Source organism: Pseudoalteromonas sp. SIMBA_162, from assembly GCF_046535955.1.
GTDB lineage: Bacteria > Pseudomonadota > Gammaproteobacteria > Enterobacterales > Alteromonadaceae > Pseudoalteromonas > Pseudoalteromonas marina.
In genome coordinates, this window is the sequence record NZ_JAWJBQ010000508.1 from 1 (window position 1) to 267 (window position 267).

General features: G+C 60.3%; 1 protein-coding gene. It reads right to left on the bottom strand.

Features of this window, described 5'->3' with window-relative positions:
- Positions 1-16: 16 nt before the first annotated feature.
- Positions 17-267, bottom strand: a 251-nt coding sequence (locus tag R0J88_RS20715) for a hypothetical protein (protein ID WP_410900986.1), incomplete at its 5' end; no start/stop codon positions are given.

Here is a 267-nt window from a genome sequence, read left to right on the forward strand (position 1 = left end):
TTCGAGTGTAGTCGGGTTATTCGTCCTCGCCTTGATCCATCTCAGGCGGCAGCTCCGGCAGCGCCCGCAAGGCGTTCTCGTACCACTCGCCGTCGAACGCGCGGTCTTCCACCAGCATGTTGTCGATTTCGAAGGCCAGCACATGGGCCATCAGGTTGAGGATGTCCTCGCGCTCGTAACCGACCAGGGTCAGCTTGTTGAAGGTGGCCTTGGCCGCAGGCGGTTCGCCGCTTTCAATCTGGTTTTCGATGGCTTGGGTCAGTGTCG